Source organism: Paenarthrobacter sp. MSM-2-10-13 (assembly GCF_011605365.1).
Lineage (GTDB): Bacteria > Actinomycetota > Actinomycetes > Actinomycetales > Micrococcaceae > Arthrobacter.
Genome location: NZ_JAAOXO010000016.1, coordinates 35,418 through 52,734, shown reverse-complemented (window position 1 = coordinate 52,734; position 17,317 = coordinate 35,418). Strand labels below are relative to the sequence as shown.

15 protein-coding genes are annotated in these 17,317 nt (G+C 62.5%); 3 read left to right on the top strand and 12 right to left on the bottom strand.

What is annotated here, in order from left to right; translation table 11 throughout:
• Window positions 1-9: 9 nt before the first annotated feature.
• The 10 genes from HAV21_RS21110 to HAV21_RS21065 form a co-directional block, all read right to left on the bottom strand.
• The gene (locus tag HAV21_RS21110; protein WP_166843049.1) at window positions 10-1,203 is read right to left on the bottom strand and encodes a Gfo/Idh/MocA family oxidoreductase; all 1,194 of its coding nucleotides are present in this window, start codon (window positions 1,201-1,203) and stop codon (window positions 10-12) included.
• Between the two features lie 16 nt (window positions 1,204-1,219).
• The gene (locus HAV21_RS21105) at window positions 1,220-2,272 is read right to left on the bottom strand and encodes a LacI family DNA-binding transcriptional regulator (RefSeq protein WP_166843048.1); all 1,053 of its coding nucleotides are present in this window, start codon (window positions 2,270-2,272) and stop codon (window positions 1,220-1,222) included.
• Window positions 2,273-2,330: 58 nt separating this feature from the next.
• The gene (locus HAV21_RS21100; protein ID WP_142939756.1) at window positions 2,331-3,989 is read right to left on the bottom strand and encodes a sugar ABC transporter substrate-binding protein; all 1,659 of its coding nucleotides are present in this window, start codon (window positions 3,987-3,989) and stop codon (window positions 2,331-2,333) included.
• Window positions 3,990-4,058: 69 nt separating this feature from the next.
• Window positions 4,059-4,982, bottom strand: a complete 924-nt coding sequence (locus HAV21_RS21095; RefSeq protein ID WP_166843047.1) for a carbohydrate ABC transporter permease — start codon at window positions 4,980-4,982, stop codon at window positions 4,059-4,061.
• Window positions 4,983-5,024: 42 nt separating this feature from the next.
• The gene (locus HAV21_RS21090) at window positions 5,025-6,059 is read right to left on the bottom strand and encodes an ABC transporter permease subunit (RefSeq protein WP_166843046.1); all 1,035 of its coding nucleotides are present in this window, start codon (window positions 6,057-6,059) and stop codon (window positions 5,025-5,027) included.
• Window positions 6,060-6,384: 325 nt separating this feature from the next.
• The gene (locus HAV21_RS21085) at window positions 6,385-6,942 is read right to left on the bottom strand and encodes a DUF5666 domain-containing protein (RefSeq protein ID WP_166843045.1); all 558 of its coding nucleotides are present in this window, start codon (window positions 6,940-6,942) and stop codon (window positions 6,385-6,387) included.
• 90 nt (window positions 6,943-7,032) lie between these two features.
• On the bottom strand, window positions 7,033-8,541 hold the full coding sequence (gatB, locus tag HAV21_RS21080) for an Asp-tRNA(Asn)/Glu-tRNA(Gln) amidotransferase subunit GatB (RefSeq protein ID WP_091323187.1): 1,509 nt from the start codon (window positions 8,539-8,541) through the stop codon (window positions 7,033-7,035).
• Window positions 8,541-10,109, bottom strand: a complete 1,569-nt coding sequence (gene gatA / locus HAV21_RS21075) for an Asp-tRNA(Asn)/Glu-tRNA(Gln) amidotransferase subunit GatA (RefSeq protein ID WP_166843044.1) — start codon at window positions 10,107-10,109, stop codon at window positions 8,541-8,543. The genes gatB and gatA overlap by 1 nt, the downstream gene beginning before the upstream one ends.
• A gap of 5 nt (window positions 10,110-10,114) precedes the next feature.
• Complete coding sequence (gatC, locus tag HAV21_RS21070; protein ID WP_017199363.1) at window positions 10,115-10,411, bottom strand: Asp-tRNA(Asn)/Glu-tRNA(Gln) amidotransferase subunit GatC; 297 nt, start codon at window positions 10,409-10,411, stop codon at window positions 10,115-10,117.
• 160 nt (window positions 10,412-10,571) lie between these two features.
• Window positions 10,572-12,080 (bottom strand): CitMHS family transporter, encoded by a 1,509-nt coding sequence (locus HAV21_RS21065; RefSeq protein WP_166843043.1) that lies wholly within the window; start codon window positions 12,078-12,080, stop codon window positions 10,572-10,574.
• A gap of 198 nt (window positions 12,081-12,278) precedes the next feature.
• Here HAV21_RS21065 and HAV21_RS21060 point away from each other — a divergent pair, with 198 nt between their 5' ends.
• Together HAV21_RS21060 and HAV21_RS21055 are read left to right on the top strand one after the other, a co-directional pair.
• Window positions 12,279-13,979 carry an ATP-binding protein gene (locus HAV21_RS21060; RefSeq protein ID WP_166843087.1) on the top strand — a complete coding sequence of 567 codons (1,701 nt, stop codon included), beginning with the start codon at window positions 12,279-12,281 and terminating at the stop codon, window positions 13,977-13,979.
• Entirely contained in the window at window positions 13,972-14,631 is a 660-nt protein-coding gene (locus HAV21_RS21055; RefSeq protein ID WP_166843042.1) for a response regulator, read from the top strand. The genes HAV21_RS21060 and HAV21_RS21055 overlap by 8 nt, the downstream gene beginning before the upstream one ends.
• A gap of 70 nt (window positions 14,632-14,701) precedes the next feature.
• On the opposite strand, the gene HAV21_RS21050 is transcribed toward HAV21_RS21055, so the two are convergent.
• Both HAV21_RS21050 and HAV21_RS21045 read right to left on the bottom strand, forming a co-directional pair.
• The gene (locus tag HAV21_RS21050) at window positions 14,702-15,082 is read right to left on the bottom strand and encodes a RidA family protein (RefSeq protein ID WP_024820219.1); all 381 of its coding nucleotides are present in this window, start codon (window positions 15,080-15,082) and stop codon (window positions 14,702-14,704) included.
• Window positions 15,083-15,139: 57 nt separating this feature from the next.
• Window positions 15,140-15,652 carry a GNAT family N-acetyltransferase gene (locus HAV21_RS21045; RefSeq protein ID WP_142939765.1) on the bottom strand — a complete coding sequence of 171 codons (513 nt, stop codon included), beginning with the start codon at window positions 15,650-15,652 and terminating at the stop codon, window positions 15,140-15,142.
• 296 nt (window positions 15,653-15,948) lie between these two features.
• On the opposite strand from HAV21_RS21045, the gene HAV21_RS21040 reads away from it, so the two are divergent.
• On the top strand, window positions 15,949-17,316 hold the full coding sequence (locus HAV21_RS21040) for an LLM class flavin-dependent oxidoreductase (protein WP_166843041.1): 1,368 nt from the start codon (window positions 15,949-15,951) through the stop codon (window positions 17,314-17,316).
• The last annotated feature ends 1 nt before the right edge of the window (window position 17,317 follow it).

Here is a 17,317-nt window from a genome sequence, read left to right as displayed (position 1 = left end):
TCAGTTGGGTCAGTCGCGAACCAAGGCGGGCTGACCGGCGTCGAAGTACTCCACCAGTTCAACCGGGAGCTCCGGTACCTCACGTGCGGAGCCGTCGCCGCGCAGTGATTCAGCGGCAAGAATGCCCGCCACCACGGCTTGGCGAGCGGCAATCGGGCTGGTCCGGGTCCGGCCGCCCTCCGACGCGAAGCGGAGGAACTCCTCGATCAGGCGCGGGTCGGCGCCGCCGTGGCCGCCTTCGCAGTCCTCAATGGTGATGACCTCATCCGGCGCCGCGTAGCCCGAGGACCTGCTGGTCCACACGTTGATGGTCTCTCCGGGCCCATCGCCCAGGTTTTCGATCCGGCCCTTGGTACCGATGACGGTGTAGTTGCGCCAGTAGTCGGGCGTGAAATGGCACTGCTGGTATGAGGCGAGCACGCCGTTATCCAACACCATGTTCATCATGGAGATGTCCTCCACATCGATCACCTCCGCCAGGTCCTTCTGCTCGGTGGGCGGCCAGTTGTCCATGGAGAACCAATCCCCCATGCGCTTGCCGGCGTTGTTGCTCCGGTTCGCGACGTCGCCATAAACCGCAAGATCGCCGACGGCGGCAACGCGCTTGGTATATCCGCCCGCCAACCAGTGGATCACGTCGATGTCGTGGGCACCTTTTTGGAGCAGGAGCGAGGTGACGTTGGCGCGCTGGGAGTGCCAGTCCTTGAAGTAGTAGTCACCGCCGTGTCCTACGAAGTGTCGGCACCAGACAGCCTTGATCTCGCCGATCCTGCCCTCTTCAATGAGCTGGCGCATCTGTACCACAACCGGCATGTGGCGCATATTGTGGCCTACATAGAGGCGCGTGCCGGTTTGGTAGGCCGTGGTAAGGATCAAGTCCGCAGCCTCAACCGTGATGTCCAGCGGCTTCTCGCAGAAGGTGGGAATACCCGCCTGGAGAGTACGGACTGCGACGGCGGCGTGCTGGTTGTCGGGGGTCAGAACCAGGACTGCATCCAGGCCACTGGCCAGCAGTTCCTCGAGATCATCCGTGATCCGGGCGGTGGGGATGCGTTCGGCGGCGTCAGCCCGGCCGCGCTCACTCAGGTCACAGACAACGGTGACCGCCGAGCCCTGGCCCGGCTTGTGGGCGTGCTTCCACAGCCCTGACCGCAGGCCGAAACCCACAATGCCGACCTTCAAATCCTTTTCCATGGTGTGCAATTTCCTTCTGCTGTTCTTAGTAAAGCCTGGTTGCGGCACTGCGGTGCGGCGCCGATTCGCGCACGAACAAATGCCAGGGGAAGTCAAGGACGGCGGGTGCAGTCGGCTTGTCCGGGCTGGACTGGCCGGTTGCCCGCCGGAGGAGCAACCGCGCAAGTTTGTCGAAGAAATCCACGGGACCCACCGTGCTCAGGGAAGGCGACATGCGCTCGCCCTCCACGGTGTTACCCACGCCGATGATGTCCACGTCGGTGCCAACAGCGAGGCCGAGACGCTGGGCCGCATTGATGGCGCTGACTGCTGCATAATCCGTGGTGGCGTAGATGGCTGTGGGACGGTCCGGCATGCTGAGCAGCCGGGTTGCCGTGGCGTACGCCCCTGCGCTGGTGCCCTCGAACAAGCCCACATAATCCTCGCGTTCCGTGACGCCGGCATGCTCCAGCGCCTCGGAATACGCCCGGTACCGGGCGCCGCCGGACGTTCCGGCCGCCGTAGCGGGAGTCAGGCAAGCAATCCGGCGGTGGCCGTGGAGCAGGTGCTCCACGGCCATGCGGCACCCTGGCCCGGCAATGGAACGGATGACATCGAAGCCTTCCGCGTCCAGGTTCTCGTCAAAAACCACCAGGGTGGTTCCGTGCTCGGCGAGCTTCCGCAAGGCGTCCCGTTGCTCGTCACGGACAGCGTCCACAAACACGGCGTCGGCATTATGTGTACCGAGCACCTTCACCCAGTCCGCGTCACCCAGGATCATCGGCGTGATGCCCAACGGACCTGCCACCTTCTGCACGGACTCAATGACGGACAGGGACCAAGGATCGGACAGCATGGTCAGCGAGAGGATCACAGTGTTTGTCCGGCCTGTGCGGATGGCCCGGGCCGCCTGATTGGGGCGGTAGCCAAGCCGCTCCGCAGCGGCCTTGACCTTTTCCGCCGTCGGATCCGACACCCCTGGTCCCCCATCGCCACGGCGACCTGACAGGACATAGGAAACCGTGGCCGTAGAAACGCCCGCTAGTTCGGCCACCATGCGAATGGTGGGTCGGACTCCGGTGTTACTCGCTTTTGCCATGGTTCCCCCTGCTGGTGCTTGCCTTGTACGTTTGCGTTGCGTGGTTGTTGGTTTGAGGCTAGCTCCTGAAGACCGGCACGTTGGGGTCCAACGCGGCCTGGTACTCATCGCGCATCTTGTCGCCGCCCTCGCTCTTCCAGCGTTTGACCGCATCCTTGAGTTCGTCGATCTTGGCGCGGCCGGTGATGATGTCCACCACCTTGTCGCGCAACTGCTTGGTGATTTTTGCGCCCACCTTGGCGTTGGTGTCCGAGTAGGAACCGTTGGTGGGGTTGCGCCAGGCCAGTTCCAGGAGTTTCTCTTCCTGCTGGCTGACGTAGCGGGTGTCGTCGTCGAAGCCCGGGTTGAAGATGACGTTCTCCGGGCTGGACATGATGTTCAACGCCGAGACCAAACCAGGGGCGTTGGTGGTTCCGGTCTCGGTACGGGCCGGGTTGCCGGAGGCATCGATGGTGTAGTCCTGGCCGAGTTCACCGAAGTTCTTCTGCATGTATTCCACAGTGCCGAACGGGGCCGACAAGTAATTGATAAGCGCGAGCAATTCCCGGATTTTGCCCTCTTCGGCCTTCTTGAACGGCGTGAAGCCCACGGTTCCATAGCCCATGTCGTAGACGGGCTTGACCTTGCCGTCTGCGCTGAACGGAACCAGGATGTCGAACTGGGTGTCCTTGCTCAGCGCGCGGTAGCTGCGGATGTCGTGGGGACCGGAGACCACCTGGGCGGCAACACTACCGTTGGCCACACGCGAGCGGATATCCGTGGCCTTGGAGTCCGGGTAGAAGACGCCGGCTGCGAACATCTTGGCCGTGAACTCTACGCCGGCCATGTACTCGTCGGTTTCGTAGAGGTGGGTGAGGCTGCGGTCCTTGTTGACGGCCCAGCTGTTGGGGGCACCGAACCACTCTGTCACCATATGAAGGGCATTGATGTACGCCGGCTCCAAGGCATACTGCTGATCACCGGGCCGGGTCAGCTCCTTGGCCTTGTCCAGGAATTCGTCGGCGCTGGCTGCTTCGAAGCCACCCACCTTCGCCCACATATCGTGGTTTCCGAGATACACCTGCCCGAACGGGGTACTGGGGATGGGGGCTCCCCAGATCTTTCCGTTGACGACGGCGGTCTTCCAGGAATCGGGCTTAAGTGCGGCCAGGTTGGGGTACTCCAGGACGGCGTCACCGGAGAGGTACGGCGTCAGGTCCTGGAATTTGGCTTCCAACATTGGCCCGACATTGGGGATGCCCTGGTTCGGCGGAACCCACATCATGTCCGGAAGGTCGTTGCTTGCCAGGACCGTGGCGAACTTGGCGGGGTAGCCATCCCCGATGTCCTCAGCGATTTGGAGTTCAAGGTCGCCGCCGAGCTTGGCGTTGAGCCGCTGCCAGAAAGGGTTGTCCTTCAGTCCCGGGCTCATGGTGTCGAAGGTTTCGGTCAGGCCCGTCACCTTGCCCTTGAGCGGCGGCGTCTTCACAGACTGCACAGCGGTGGGCAGCTTGAAGTAGCCGGCCTGGAGGCCCTTGGCATTGCCTGCGATGTCCGGGGTGACGCCAGTGAATTCCTTGTACGTGGGCAATTTGACCGAAGCGGAGGCAGCGGCGCCTCCGTTACTTGCGGCTCCGCCGCCGCCGCAGGCGGACAAGCCGGCTGCGGTCACGGCCAGGCCTGCGAGGCCAAGGAAACCGCGGCGGCTGAATCCAGCCTGAGAGGTAGTGCTCGTCATGGCATAACCCTTTCTGGTTACTTGCTTAATTTCTGCGGATTTGGGTGTTTGGCTGTTGGCTGGCTTTGGCTATCCCTTGACGGCGCCGGTGATAACGCCCTTGGCAAAGTGCTTCTGGAGGAAGGGGTACACCATCAGGATGGGGACCAGCGCCACCACCACAACGGCCATCTGGATGGACTGGGGCGGGGGCGTGGTGGTGATTCCAAGCTGATCGGCCGCACCGCTCCCCTGGACAACAAAGTTGCGGAGCAGCAGTTGAATGGGCCATTTGCTGTGGTCGTTGATGTAAAGGAGGGCGTTGAAGAACGAGTTCCAGAAGCCCACCGCGTAGAACAGCCCGACGACGGCGATCACGGCTTTGGATAACGGCATCACGATGCGCCACAGGATTTGCCAGTCGTTGGCGCCGTCGATCCTGGCGCTTTCAATCAGCTCCCCGGGGATGTTCATGAAGAACGAGCGCATCACCACAAAGTTGAAGGCTCCAAAGATGCCAGGGAGGATCAGGGACCACAAAGAGTCCAGAAGACCGAGCTGGCGGATCATGAGGAACGACGGGATGAGACCCGGAGCAAAAAGGAGCGTGAACAGGACTGCGAGGACCACTGGCCGGCCAAACAGCACCGTGCGGCTGGTGGCGTAAGCCATGGTGATGGTGACGAACAACGCCAGGATGGTGCCTACGGCGGTGACCAGCACGCTAACACCTAGTGACTGCAGGACCATGGGGCCCTTGAAGATGGTTACGTAGGCCTCCAAGGTGGGACGTTCGGGCCAGAGGACGAACCCGCCGGCTTCGATCAGCTGCTCCGTGTCAGCCAAGGACGTGGATACCACCAACAGGATGGGTGTCAGGATGGACAGGCTAAAGACGATCAAGACCACGGCTTTGACCGTTTGGTACAGCGCGGAAGGCTTTTCCTTCCACACCGGGCGCTTGGGGTTGTAGCTCAGTTCCCGGGGTTTCTTGGTGAAAAGTGTTGTTGCCATGGGGTTCTCCTTGTGCGGCAGGCGCGCGGGTCAGCGTGGCTTTCAGCGCACTTGTTTTGCGAAGATGCCGTCTTCGCCGAAGCGATGGGCAAGTTTGTTGGCGCCGTAGATCAACAAGGCGCTGACTACGCCCTTGGCAAGGCCTGCTGCCGCGCCAGAGCTCCAGCCTCCTCCCACTACGCCCGTGTAGTAGGTGAAGGTATCCAGCACTTCCGCAGCTCCGGCTCCCACCGCGTCGCGTTGCAGGATGAACTGCTCGAAGCCGACTGAGAGGATGTCGCCGATGCGCAGAATCAGAAGCAGGACGATCACAGGACGCAGCCCGGGGAGGGTGATGTGCCACATCCTGCGCCAGCGCCCGGCCCCGTCTGCCGCGGCGGCTTCGTAGAGAGAGGCATCGATGCTGGCAAGGGCGGCCAGGAAGATGATCATGGCCCAGCCGGCATCCTTCCAGATCATCTGGACCACCACCATGACCGGGAAGGTCTCGGGATTGGTCATGAAGGGAATCGGATCCATTCCCCAGTCCCGGAGGAGGTTGTTGACGAATCCTGCGCCACCCAACATTTGTTGGAAGAACGCGATCACCAGAACCCAGGACAAGAAGTGTGGCAGGTAGGCGATGCTCTGGAAGATCCGCCGGACACGCGTGCTGATGAGTGAATCCACGATCAATGCCAGCACCAGTGGTACCGGGAAGAGGAAGACCAACTGCCAGGCGGCCAGGTACAGCGTGTTCCAGAAGGCGTGAACAAAATCCGGGTTACCGAACAGGTCCACAAAATTCTGCCAGCCAACCCACAAGCTGTCCCCGATGCCCAGATACGGCTGGTAGTCCTGGAATGCGATGACGTTGCCCAGGATGGGGATGTAGAAGAAGAGAAGCAGGAAGACCACACCGGGCAGCATCATGAGCAGCATCTGCTTGTCGCGTCGCAGGCGTGAACGGAAACTCTGCTGTGGGACCTGGCTTCTCTTCCGCTTCTTCGAACCGGATCCGGGGGCGTTGCTGCCAGGCGGCCCGGGGACTCGGCGAGCTTCGGGCAATGCCGGAGCCTGTTTCGTCGTCGAGTTCATACTGTCTCCTCAAGTGCTGAGCCCAAGCCACCAATGTGATTCAAGCCACGCTCGTTAACCGTTTAACAAACCATAAGTGACCAGCATCTCTTTTTGCAAGATCATGATCGAAACTGATCCCAGAAATCACTTTTCATCACGAAGGCGGCACAGAGAGGTGCCATGGAGTGCGCGTATTGCTTAAGGCCCGGGTCGGTTTGGACCACAAATGTGATGAGGGCTGGGTCTAGAGGTGCCCTTGCGCCCGTTCCCGCCACCCGCCCCCGAAATTACCTGCGCGCACGGCAGAAACGGGAGCGACACCGGCACACAGCGGTACTCCCAGCTACTTCGGGCCGTGCCCGCGCTTATGCCCGTGGCCCTTGACGCCCGCTGGCAGCTCGCCGGACACCACCTTCGTAGCCGTCACCGTTTCGCCGTTCTTGGTGCCACTCACCTTCACTGTGTCCCCTGCCTCGAGATCAGCAGCCGTCGCTGACGGCAATGACGGCCTGCCCTTGCCGTTCCGGAGCTCCGACACATTTTCTGGGACTTTTGCGATGCGGGTTTCTGCAGTGATTGCGTAGCGCTGGGTGAAGCCGTCTTCGCTCTTGACGGTCACCTCGGAGCCGCTCACCGATTCGATGGTTCCGGTCTGCGTGAGAACAGTACGGTAGCTCCCGTCCTGTTGCTTGACCACGTGCTCGCCGTGGATCGCCTGCCCACGGCCCTCCGTGGACTTGGCCGCTCCGGACCCGGACGGGCTGGGCGAGGCAGAAGGGCTCGACGGCGAAGGGCTGGGTTGGGTGCCCGCCCACACAGCCGCGGCACCGCCACCGGTCAGTGCGAGGGCAATCGCACCGGCCAGAAGGCCCCTACGAAAGCTTGGTTTGAGAGAGGCCATGCATCCATTGTGCACCCACAACAGGTGCGCCCACAGCAAAGTAGGCCGCAGTAATAACTACGGCCTACTTTGACGGGAAGGAGCTGGTACTTAGCCCTCGACGCCGAGCTTCTCCAGAATGAGTTCACGGACACGGCCCGCGTCAGCCTGGCCACGGGTGGCCTTCATGACGCCGCCAACAATTGCGCCAATGGCCTGGACCTTGCCGCCACGGATCTTCTCTGCGACATCCGGCTGTGCGGCAAGCGCGGCGTCGATGGCCTCCAGCAGGGGCCCGTCGTCGGATACAACCGCGAGGCCGCGCTTCTCAACGATTTCAGCCGGAGTGCCTTCGCCGGCGAGTACGCCGTCCAGGACCTGGGTTGCCATCTTGTTGTTGATCTTGCCGTCTTCAACCAGCTTGTTCAGCTCAACGATGACCTGCGGGGTGACACCGAGTTCGGAAGGATCGACGTCGGCAACCTTAGCGCGGCCAACAATCTCACCCATCCACCACTTACGGGCAACGTCAGCGGAGGCACCGGCTGCGATGGTCTCTTCGATGGAGTCCATGACGCCGGCGTTCACCACGTCGCGGAATTCCAGATCCGAGTAGCCCCAGGCTTCCTTGAGGCGCTTGCGGCGCTCGGCCGGCGGTTCGGGGAGGGTGGCGCGGAGTTCTTCCACCCACTCGCGGGAGGCGACGACGGGAACCAGGTCCGGCTCCGGGAAGTAGCGGTAGTCGTCAGCATCAGACTTGGGCCGGCCCGACGTCGTCGAACGCGTGTCCTCGTGCCAGTGACGCGTCTCCTGGATAACCGGCTCGCCGGAATCCAGAACGGCGGCATGCCGCTGGATTTCGTAACGAACAGCGTGCTCCACGGCGCGCAGGGAGTTCACGTTCTTGGTCTCCGAACGGATACCGAAGCGCTCACGTCCGTGTGGTCGCAGGGAAACGTTGGCATCGCAACGGACGTTGCCGCGTTCCATCTTGGCGTCGGAAACGCCCAGGTTCTTCACGATCTCGCGGACTGCTGCGACGTATGCCTTGGCCAGCTCGGGTGCACGGCTGCCGGCGCCCTCGATCGGCTTGGTGACGATTTCCACCAGGGGAACGCCGGAACGGTTGTAATCCACCAACGAGTAGTCGGCACCTTGGATACGGCCCGCCGCGCCACCCATGTGGGTCAACTTGCCGGCGTCTTCTTCCATGTGGGCGCGCTCGATCTCCACACGGAACACCGTGCCGTCCTCCAGCTCAATGTCGAGGTAACCGTCGTAGGCGATCGGCTCGTCGTACTGGGAGGTCTGGAAGTTCTTGGGGGTGTCCGGGTAGAAATAGTTCTTCCGGGCGAAGCGGCAGGTCTCGGCGATCTTGCAGTTCAGGGCAAGGCCGATCTTGATGGAGGACTCCACTGCGGTCTTGTTCACCACGGGCAAGACGCCGGGCATGCCCAGGTCAACCTCGTTGACGTTGGTGTTCGGTTCATCACCGAAGACGTTGGGAGCGGAGGAGAACATCTTGGTCTTGGTGTTGAGCTCCACGTGGACCTCGAACCCCAGAACGGGATCGTACTTCTCCATGGCCTCTTCGAAGCTCAGGGTTGCGTCGACGGACATTAGTTGGAACCTCCGGCGGTGTTGGATACTGCACCGAGCACAGCAGTTTTCAGCTCAGGCGCCTGCGAAAGCATCGGACCGCCCCATTTCTCTTCAAGCATGGATTCGAGTACCGCACCCACGCGGTACAGGCGGGCATCCTTGCGAGCAGGAGCCAGCAGCTGGATACCAACAGGCAGGCCGTCTTCGTCGGCCAGGCCACCCGGCAGAGACAGGCCCGGGATGCCGGCGAGGTTGGCCGGGATGGTAGCGACGTCGTTCAGGTACATCGCCAGCGGATCGTCCAGCTTCTCCCCCAGCTTGAACGCCGTGGTGGGCGCGGTCGGGGAAATCAGAACATCAGCCTTCGCGAAGGCGGCGTCGAAGTCACGCTGGATCAGCGTACGGACCTTCTGTGCCGAGCCGTAGTAAGCGTCGTAGTAGCCCGCGCTCAACGCGTAAGTGCCCAGGATGATGCGTCGCTTCACTTCGTCACCGAAGCCCGCGGCACGGGTAGCACCCATAACTCGCTCGATGGTCATGGGCCCGTCCTTGGGCAGGACGCGCAAGCCGAAGCGGACGCCGTCGAACTTTGCCAGGTTGCTGGACACCTCGGACGGCATGATCAGGTAGTAAGCGCCCAAGGCGTACTTCAGGTTGGGGCAGGAAACTTCAACGATTTCGGCGCCGGCATCCTTCAGCAGCTCAAGGGACTCGTTGAAACGGTTCTCGACGCCAGCCTGGTAGCCCTCGCCGTGAAGTTCCTTGACGATGCCAATCTTCATGCCCGCCACGTTGCCGACGCGGGCGGCTGCAACAAGATCGTTGAAAGGATCCGTCAGCGAGGTGGAGTCGAACGGATCGTGGCCGCCGATGACTTCCTGCAGCAGTGCGGAGTCCAACACCGTACGGGAGACAGGGCCGATCTGGTCCAGTGACGACGCCATGGCAATGGCACCGTAACGGGACACAGCACCGTAGGTGGGCTTCACGCCCACGGTTCCAGTGACGGCGCCGGGCTGGCGGATGGAGCCACCGGTGTCCGTGCCGAGGGCCAGCGGCGCTTCGAAAGCGGCGACGGCGGCAGCGGAGCCACCACCCGAACCACCAGGAATACGGTCCAAATCCCACGGGTTGCGGGTGGGGCCGTAGGCCGAGTGCTCCGTGGAGGAACCCATGGCGAACTCATCCAGGTTGGTTTTACCCAGGATCGGCATCTTGGCCGCGCGCAGCTTCTTCACCACGGTGGCGTCGTACGGGCTGTGCCAGCCCTCAAGGATCTTCGAACCAGCCGTCGTCGGTTGCCCGATGGTGACAATGAGGTCCTTCACCGCGATCGGCACACCGGCGAGGGCATGCAGCTCATCAGCAGCGGAACCGCCGGCGGCGCGGGCAGCATCGACCTCGGCCGCGACGGCCAAAGCCTCTTGGCCATTAACGTGCAGGAACGCGTTAACCTGACCGTCGACGTCGGCAATACGGTCAAGGTGCGCCTGCGTGACCTCGACGGCGGTAACCTCGCGGGCAGTCAACTTGGCAGCGAGATCGGCAGCGGAATGGCGGATGAGTTCGTTCTTCAGCTCAGTCATAATGATTAGTCCTCATCCAGGATTGCCGGGACCTTGAAACGGTTCTCGTAAGCATCCGGTGCGCCGGAAAGCGCCTGCTCAGCCGTAAACGTGTGACCCACAACGTCCTCCCGGAACACATTGGTCAACGGAATCGGGTGCGACGTCGCCGGGACGTCCTCCCCCGCAGCTTCGCTCACGCTCTTGACCGAATCCACGATGACAGCAAGCTCAACAGCCATCCTGTCCAGTTCTTCGGCACTCATTTCAATGTGAGCCAGACGCGCAAGATGCGCGACGTCGTCACGGTTGATCGCAGCCATGGATCTCCCCTGCAAAGTTCAAATGGTTTTCCGAACCAGTCTACTTGTCTTGGGTGTGCCGGTCGTCCTGACGCTACACCCGGGCGCCATCCTCCGCGCAAACCCAAAAAGACAGCGCAGCGGACCATGTCGCGCTTTGCTGTCTCGTTGGGGGGTGGGGCTAGCCGATGCCGATGGCTCCAGTCAGGACTCCCACTGCCAGCATGACCACCGAGATCACGGCCGTGCGCCAGAGGACCTTCTTGTGGTGGTCACCCAGATCGACCTTGGCGAGGGAGACCAGCAGGAGGATGGCCGGCACCAGGGGGCTTTGCAGGTGGAAAGGCTGCCCGGTGATGGAGGCACGGGCCATGTCCACTGCATCCACGCCATAGTGCGCGGCCGTTTCGGAGAGAACCGGCAGGACCCCGAAGTAGAAGGCGTCATTGCTCATGAAGAACGTCATGGGGATGCTGAGCAGGCCGGTGATGACCGCCATGAAGGGGCCCATTTCGGCGGGAATGATCTGGACGAGCCACTCGGACATTGCCTTGACCATGCCCGTGCCGTTGAGGACACCGGTAAGGACTGCGGCGGCCATGACCATGCTGACGACGGCGACGATGGACGGTGCGTGGGCGATCAGCTGGGCGCCCTGGTCCTTGACCTTGGGGAAGTTGACCAGCAAGGCGATCGCGGAGCCCACCATGAACACGAACGGCAGCGGGACAATGTTGGCCACCAGGACCACCATGACAGCGACGGTCAGGCCAAGGTTGAACCAGAACAGCTTGGGACGCAGCGTAGTGCGGTTGGGGTCCAGGGCGGTGTCTGCCATAGCGGTGTCGTGATCGTCCACCAGCGTGGCCGGGTCTTCAAGAACCGCGACGCCGGAACCTCCGCCGGTGCCCGGCTTGCCTGAAGTTGACGATGAGCCGTTGCGGCCAAAGCTGAAGCGGCCTGCGCCGAAGCCCGAACCTGAACCCGAACCCGCGGCGACGGAACCGCCGCGGCCTGTGCCGCCGTCGAACGCTTCCGAAGGATCGGCGACGTCGCCCCAGATCTCAGGAGCGGTGGTGCGGAGGCGGTTGCGTTCCTGCAGGCCGAGCAACCAGGCGAAGACCAGAACCACGATGAGGCCAACGATGAGTGACGGGACCATGGGAACGAAGACGTCGTTGACGTCAAGGTGAAGGGCGGTGGCGGCGCGAGCTGTGGGGCCGCCCCAGGGCAGGATGTTCATGGTGCCGTTGGCGAGGCCGGCCACGCAGGTGAGGACCACGGGGCTCATCTTGAGCCGCAGGTAGACGGGGAGCATGGCGGCCGTGGTCAGGATGAAGGTGGTGGATCCGTCGCCGTCCAAGGAGACTGCTGCTGCCAGGATGGCGGTGCCGAGGACCACTTTGGCGGGGTCGTTGCCCAGCTTGCGCAGGATGAACTTCACCAGGGGGTCGAACAGTCCGACGTCGATCATCAGGCCGAAGTAGATGATGGCGAACATGAGGAGCGCGGCCGTGGACGTCATGGACTTCATGGAGTCCATCACCATGTCGCCGATGCCGAGGCCCGCCCCGGCGAAGAGGCCGAAGACGGTGGGGACGATGATCAGCGCCAGTACTGGCGTCAATTTTTTGGTCATGATCAGGACCATGAATACCGCAATCATTGCGAATCCAAGCAAAACCAGCACGGCCGGCTCCTTACTACTGTGAATGGCGCCACGTCGGTGTGATGCGCACTACAGACAATATGGTGGCCTCCGTCACGGGCAGGGGTTTCGGGGAATTGTTGGGAATACTGCTCGTTGCGAACGTTTTGCGCATTATGCTCAGTGATTCAATGGTTCAGGAGGAAAGGAGCAAAGGTGACGCGCAATAGCCGGGTCAGCATGCGTTTCTCCACCCAAACCCTTCTCCTTCAGCTGGGGGTTGTGCTGTTGGTGGTCCTGCTCAGCGGGACTGTCCATGCGTGGCTGGTATACGAACGCATCGGCACCGAAGCTGAAAACCAAGCACTGACCCTCGCCAGGACGGTCGCCGCAGATCCCGATATCAGGTCCGGCGTGCAAACCATCAGCAAGGAAGACGGAACCCCTCCCCCTGATGTCCTCGCGTCCGGTCCCCTGCAGGCTGCGGCCGAGGCTGTGCGGTTGCGGACCGGGGCCTTGTTCGTGGTGATCACGGACGAAACCGGCCTGCGCCTGGCACACCCTGAGACGGCACGGCTGGGCGAACGCGTCAGCACAGACCCTTCAGTGGCACTGGGCGGGCAAGAAATCACTACCCGCAACACAGGAACGTTGGGGCCCTCGGCCGGTGCAAAGGTGCCGGTGTACGCGCCTGGAAGTTCTGAGACGATTGTGGGCGAAGTCAGCGTGGGCTACTCGGTTGAGTCGCTCAGCAACAGCCTTGCCCGGGACATCGTGCCCATCGCACTCACCGCTGGCGGCGCCCTGATTGCCGGCGTCCTGGCGTCCTTCCTGCTCCGGCGCAGGCTGCAACGGCTCACGCTCGGTTTGGAACCGGAGGAAATCAGCAGCTTGGTCCACGACCAAGTGGCAGTGCTCCAGGGCGTTGATGATGGCGTGATCGGGATATCCGCGGACGGACGCATCTCCGTATTCAATGCCGCCGCCGCCCGGCTCCTGGACATGCCCGATGCCACTGGCCAGGATTGGGCTTCCGCCACGGTTCCTCAACAGCTCAAAAAGCTCACCCAACCGGCAGCCCGGGACGCCGAAGCCGTCGAAATCGTGGCCGGCGCACGCGTTCTTGTGGCCAGCGCCCGCAAAGCCTGGCATCGGCAGGAGGACCTGGGGTGGGTGGTCATGCTGCGGGATCGTACGGAATTGCAGCAACTGACCCGCCAGCTCGACGCCGTGGGGACCATGTCCACGGCCCTCCGCGCCCAACGCCACGAGTTCGCCAACCAACTTCACACCATTGCCGGTTTCATGAGCATCGGCCAGCACGAAGCCGCCAAGGAGTACCTGGCCCGGATCTCAGCCACTGGTCCGCTGAAGTTCCCCGTAGAGCAGGCTGAACTGCTCCAGGACACGTATCTTCAGGCATTCGTTGGCGCGAAAAGCGTGGAGGCTTCGGAACGCGGAGTGGCCCTCCGCATCGGTCCCGAAACACTGGTCCGTGGGCACGTGGCCGATCCGCAAGACGTCACCACCGTGCTCGGCAACCTGATCGACAACGCGGTGAGTGCCGCCGTCGCCGGCTCTTCAGCGGAACGTTGGGTGGAAGTCGAACTCCTGGACGATGTCGCCGAAAACGGTGGGACCCTGCACCTCCTGGTGGGCGATTCCGGTGACGGTTTGGGGAGCCTGGAACCGGAGGAGGTTTTCGCCGAAGGATTTACGACGTCGGAACAACCGGTACGCTCGGGGGCTGGACAAGGTTTGGGGCTGGCGCTGGTGCGGCAGCTGGCGCGGCGGCGTGGCGGCGATGTCCGCGTCTTGGAGCCCGGCGGCCACGGCGGTCCGGGGGCGGTGTTCATGGCAACCATCCCCGGCGTCATGGATTCCGCGGAGCATGCGGGCACAGCGGCCGACTCAACGTTGAGGAAGGACAGCAATGGCTGAGGATTTACGGGTATTGATCGTGGACGATGATTTCCACGTGGCAAGGCTCCATGCCGCCTATGTGGATTCTGTGGCCGGATTCATGGCCTTGGCGCCGGCAGGATCTGTTTCACAGGCCCTGCAAGCGATCCACAGCCTCCGCCCGGACCTGGTGCTGCTGGACGTGTATCTGCCGGACGGCTCTGGTTTGGACCTGTTGGGGCAGTTGGACGTCGATGCCATCATGCTGACTGCTGCCTCTGATGCGCAGTCCATCAAGGTTGCCCTGCGCCGCGGCGCGCTGGGATACATGCTCAAGCCCTTCACCGCGGAGTCCCTGTCCCAACAGCTCAGGTCCTATGCCAGGTACCGGCGGATTCTGGGCCAACAGCCCGCCGTGGACCAGATCGCCATTGAACGCGCCAAACGGTCTTTGATCCCCGGCGACGTCGCACCGGCCGCGAAACCCCGTTCGGCAACCGAGGCGGCCGTCCTGGAATCGTTGCTTCCCGGCGAGCAGTATTCAGCTGCCGAGGTGGCAGAACGGGTTGGCGTTTCCCGGGCCACGGCGCAAAGGTACCTGTCCTCGCTGGCGGACGATGGCGCCGTCGAGATCCAACTGCGCTACGGAAGCACAGGCCGCCCGGAACACCGCTACGGCGTCCCCGGCTAACCCAAGTAGGTCGCATTTGTGCGCGTTTTGAGGGCTCAAAACGCGCACAAATGCGACTCAGTTGGGTGCGCTAGGCGGACTTTTGCGCCACGAGCTCGATTTCCACCAGCATTTCGGGATCAAGGAACGGCAGCACGTGCACCAAGGCGAGCGTGGGGCGGATCTCACCGAAGACCTCACCGTGGGCGCGGCCGGCGTCCTCCCACTTGCTGATGTCCGTCAGGTACAACTTGGACTGCACAACGTCCTCGTAGGAGAAGCCGGCGTCTTCCAGGACAGCACCGAGCTTCTCAAGGATGTACTTGGTCTGGGAGTAGAAGTCATTTCCCACAATTCCCTCCGGCCCGGAAGCTGCCGTGGCGGAGATGAAAAGAGTGTTGTCCACCTGGACTGCACGGGAGTAGCCAAGAGTCTGTTCCCAGACCGAGCCCGTGCCGAATGTCTTGCGCATGCCGCGCCTTTCCTGTCGTTTCGCCCGGTCCGGTGACCGGCGTTTACGAAGGAAACTTTATGACTGCGGGAGGTCCAGCCGGTAAACGAACAGCTTTATGTCGGTGCCGGGGACAAACCAGTCACGGTGCGGGGCACGGTCAAAGCCTGTCCTCGCATAAAGGGCGTTGGCGCTTTCCCATGTGGCGCCGGTGGTCAAGGATACGGCTTTAATTCCGTCCATGGCCTTGGCTTGGTCGACGACGGCCTGCACCAAGGCGCGGCCCGCCCCTGAGCGCTGGACTGCCGGATCCACTACGAGGGTACGGAGCTCCAGTTCGTCCTCGAGGCCGATGTCCGAAAAGCCTCCGCCTGCCGGTGCCGCAGTTACCGAGCCGATGACCTCGCCGTTGCGCTCAGCCACCAGGATCTCTGCGTGTTCCGCGCGTCCTGCCACGTCCTGGAGCTTCTGCAGGTACGGGTGATCAGCGTCGCCGTAGTACCCCGCGGTGACGTAGGACTCCTGCGTAATGCGGGCAACGGCGTCGTAGTCTTCGGGCAGGGCGGGACGGACGGTAATCGGCGAAAGCACCTACCAATGGTAGTGGTGCTTCACGTGCCAAAGGCACCAAAAGCCCCTTTCCGTGATGGAACTATCAGTCATGGTGTGAAGGCACGACGCCGGATGGCCGGGTTGCGATGCGCCAGCCACTGGCCGTCGGGCTGCTTTTGTGTTGCCTCCCGTGGCGTCGAATTGAGCTGCGTTGCGCGCGGTGAACCCCGGTTTCGTGCTGTTGCGCAGACATGTCGGGCTGCTGGCGGAGGTCTTTGTACGCGTGCTTAAGTTGCCACACCGCCAGCCAAACGTCCCGATCCCAAGGAGCAACCATGACCCCGCCAGACCGCCAACTCCACCTGAACGCGTTCCTGATGAGCACCGGACATCACGAAGCATCATGGCGTCTACCTGAAAGCGATCCCCTTGCCCCTACCAAGGTGGAGCATTATCAGCACCTCGCCCGCACAGCCGAGCGAGGAAAGCTGGACTCCATCTTCTTCGCAGACTCCCCTGTCCTGTTCGGTGAAGTGGGCCGGCGCCCTGCCGGAAAGTTGGAGCCTACGGTGCTGCTGACGGCCCTCGCCGCAGCGACCCAAAAGATAGGCCTGATCGCCACCGCATCCACTACTTACAACGACCCCTTCAATCTTGCCCGCCGCTTCGCGTCCGTTGATTGGGTCAGCGGAGGCCGTGCAGGCTGGAACGTCGTGACCACCGCCGGGCCAGATGCCGCGCGGAACTTCGGCGTTGACGACCAGCCGGCACACGCTGTCCGGTATGAACGGGCTGCCGAATTCATTGACGTTGCCCAAAAGCTGTGGGATAGCTGGGAAGACGACGCCATCCTGGCTGACAAGGCGGAGGGCGTGTGGGGTGACGACACCAAGATCCGCACGGTGGACCACGAAGGGAAGCATTTCCGGGTCCGTGGTCCGCTGAACGTTCCCCGATCCCCACAGGGCCATCCACTGATTGTGCAGGCTGGATCATCCGAGAATGGCAAAAACCTGGCCGCACAGTACGCAGAAGCCGTCTTCACGGCACACCAGACCCTGGCCGACGCGCAGGCTTTCTACGCAGACCTGAAGTCGCGCACCGCAGCCGTGGGTCGTGATCCGGAGGGCATCAAGATCCTGCCCGGGATCGTCCCTGTGATCGGCTCCACCGAGGCTGAAGCCCTCAAACTGGAGCGTGAACTGGATCAGCTCATCAAACCCGAGTATGCCCGTGAGCAACTGGCCAAGACTCTCCGTTTGTCCCCCGAGGACCTTCCCTTGGACCGCCAACTGCCTGCCGACCTGCCCTCAGAGGACGAGATCGAAGGAGCCAAGAGCCGCTACACGCTGATTGTGGAGCTGGCCAGGCGTGAACAGCTCACGGTCCGACAGTTGATCGGACGACTGGGTGGCGGGCGAGGTCACCGGACCTTCTCCGGGACACCGGAGCAGGTTGCCGATGCCATTCAGGACTGGTTCTTCGCAGGGGCAGCGGACGGCTTCAACATCATGCCGCCGGTGCTTCCTTCCGGCTTGGAGATCTTCGTGGACCATGTGGTGCCGATCCTTCAGCAGCGCGGCCTGTTCCGCACCGAATACACAGCGTCCACCCTGCGTGGGCACTACGGACTGGCTCGTCCTGAGAACCGCTACGCCGGTTCGGCGGAACAGCAGCTCACGTCCATCGGATCGGCGTTCTGAG